This window comes from Marisediminitalea alba, assembly GCF_002993365.1.
Classification (GTDB): Bacteria; Pseudomonadota; Gammaproteobacteria; order Enterobacterales; family Alteromonadaceae; genus Alteromonas; species Alteromonas alba.
Genome location: NZ_PVNP01000135.1, coordinates 1 through 2,580 on the forward strand (window position 1 = coordinate 1; position 2,580 = coordinate 2,580).

4 protein-coding genes are annotated in these 2,580 nt (G+C 39.8%); all 4 read left to right on the forward strand.

All coding sequences use genetic code 11. The annotated features are described in order from the left end of the window. Positions 1–520, forward strand: a 520-nt coding sequence (locus tag C6Y40_RS12480; protein WP_146129523.1) for an integrase core domain-containing protein, incomplete at its 5' end; no start/stop codon positions are given. A 103-nt stretch (positions 521–623) separates the two neighbouring features. Beyond that, entirely contained in the window at positions 624–1,265 is a 642-nt protein-coding gene (locus C6Y40_RS12485) for a HupE/UreJ family protein (RefSeq protein ID WP_105934865.1), read from the forward strand. Positions 1,266–1,285: 20 nt separating this feature from the next. Continuing rightward, on the forward strand, positions 1,286–1,798 hold the full coding sequence (locus tag C6Y40_RS12490) for a hypothetical protein (protein WP_012516819.1): 513 nt from the start codon (positions 1,286–1,288) through the stop codon (positions 1,796–1,798). A 17-nt stretch (positions 1,799–1,815) separates the two neighbouring features. Next, positions 1,816–2,175, forward strand: coding sequence for a DUF6488 family protein (locus tag C6Y40_RS12495; protein WP_020742705.1), 360 nt, complete (start codon positions 1,816–1,818; stop codon positions 2,173–2,175). The last annotated feature ends 405 nt before the right edge of the window (positions 2,176–2,580 follow it).

Consider the following 2,580-nt stretch of genomic DNA (forward strand, 5'->3'; position numbering starts at 1 on the left):
AGGTAACTTAAAGGGCGTAGGCCGAATTTACCAGCAGACCTTCGTTGATACGTACAGCAAAGTAGCGTTCGCTAAGCTCTACACAACGAAAACGCCAATCACATCGGCAGATGTATTAAATGACCGTGTATTGCCGTTCTTCGAGGCTCAGGAGCTGCCAATGTTACGGATTTTAACTGACCGAGGCACTGAGTATTGCGGCAAGGTTGAACAGCACGATTACCAGTTGTATCTGGCAATCAATGACATCGACCACACCAAGACCAAAGCGAGGCATCCGCAAACCAATGGTATATGTGAACGCTTCCACAAAACCATCTTAAATGAGTTCTATCAGGTAACGTTCCGCAAAAAGCTCTATGATTCACTGGAAATGTTGCAGAAAGATCTGGACGACTGGCTGGATTATTACAACAATGAACGGACCCATCAGGGCAAAATGTGCTGCGGCCGAACGCCAATGGAAACATTAACTGATGGAAAACGGGTTTGGGCTGAAAAGAATTTAGCTCAAATCTAACCTGACGCCGACACCAGAAAATCTGGGTAACTGTCAGATCAGGTCTGAGCTAGTACAATTAAAGCTAACGCATTTGGTGTACCTTCTTCTATCTCTGTGTGCAATGGCTTCGTTTGAAGCCTTTGCACACGGTGTAGACGACAGTACACGTAACTTCTTAGAAAACAACACTGGTATCCAGATAATTCCTTTTCTGTATATCGGAGCTAAACATATGGTTACGGGTTATGACCATTTGCTGTTTCTAGTGGGAGTGCTGTTTTTTCTGAGAAATAGTAAAGACGTCTTGCTCTACGTAAGTATGTTCACGATAGGTCACAGTTTAACTCTAATGACTGGAGTCCTAGCTAATATCCAGGTTAATGCATACCTGATTGATGCAATTATCGGTTTATCAGTGGTTTATAAAGGGTTTGATAACCTCGGAGGATTCACCCACTTCTTTGGTAAACAACCCGACCCTAAGAAAGCTGTACTTATTTTTGGCTTGTTTCATGGCTTCGGATTAGCAACAAAGATCCAAGAGTTTCACTTACCTGAAGATGGGCTAGCGCTAAATCTGCTCTCCTTTAATATTGGAGTAGAAATTGGTCAGTTTATGGCTCTTATTTTTATTCTTCTGTTAATTAATTTTTGGCGTCAATTCGAGAGTTTCGACCGTTTTTCTGCGGCAACGAACACAGTCTTGATGAGTGGTGGTTTTATGTTAGTTGGCATGCAACTAACAGGGTATTTTGTTAGCTAAATCTTATGAGAAATATATTTATGGAATCTAATCAAACAAATCGAGCACTGATAAAAGCGACTGTAATTGCATTGTCAGTAGCAGTAGTGACTCTAGTGTTATTTATTTTACCTGCTGAGTATGACATTGACCCTACTGGTGTCGGAAAGAAGCTCGGTCTAACAGTATTTAATCAGGACGGAGAATCTCCATCTGCTAAGACAAGTACAGACGGTGACCAAGATACAGTGGTCGTTACTGTTCCAGCAGGTAAAGGTATCGAGTATAAGCTCAGCATGATGGAGAGCCAGCAGGTCACTTATGAATGGCAAACAAGTAATGGCGAGCTATATGTCGATCTTCATGGTGAACCAGATGGTGATAATACTGGCTATTTTAAGTCATACACTGTCGCTACTGTTGAAAGTATGAAAGGGAGTTTTGTTGTTCCTTTTAACGGGTCACATGGCTGGTATTGGAAAAACAACACAGACAAAGATATTGATGTTCAACTAATTTTCAGCGGTGAATACATCGTTGAAGGTTTAAAGTAAAAATGAGGAATCACAGAATGAAACACATAAAAGTATTAACAATTGCATCTGCGCTTTTAGCTTCTTCTAATGCTTTCGCACATGGAGGAGCGCATGGCGAGGTAAGTGTTATGGAGGTCATCCAAGCTGCCCAGACAACGGCTAAAACACTTACTTTTAAAAACAATGGAATGTCTGTAGGGAAGCTGGACACTTCATGGAATAAGGTCGCACAGGGAGATTTCGAATTAGTTGAAGCGACAGAGAGAGAATATATAGTTAAAGCGACAAACTCTGAGAACGGTGAAACTCTTTTCTTTAGCATTAGCAAAAAAGGGAAAGTCCTCAATGTTGAAAAGGCAACCTCATTTGACAAAGGTCATGGCCATTCTCATTAACTTCGATTAATGAGAATTTAAGTTTCGAACAAGAGATTTTCAGAATCATAAAGTCAGCCCCAACCGTGCTTTTGGTTCTGAAACGCTTGCTTAGCCATACCCTCAATCTTCTTGGACAAAGAAGTAAAAAGCAATCTCTTGTTCGCTTTTTTTGTATCTAAGGATAGGTATTAAAGAAGGTGTAGATTTACGAGTAAAATTAAACTATTTGAATAGTTGGTAAGCATTACTTTAAAAAGTTAAATCAGACTGATACGCAAGCTGTTAGAGTAACGTAACGCTTGATATCAATCGACTAGATTATATTAGACAAATTTTCGTTTGAACTTTTTGCTTCTTATACGCTAATGGAAATACGTACACGCCTTCAAATAAAAGATATTGAAAAATCTATTATTAGATAAT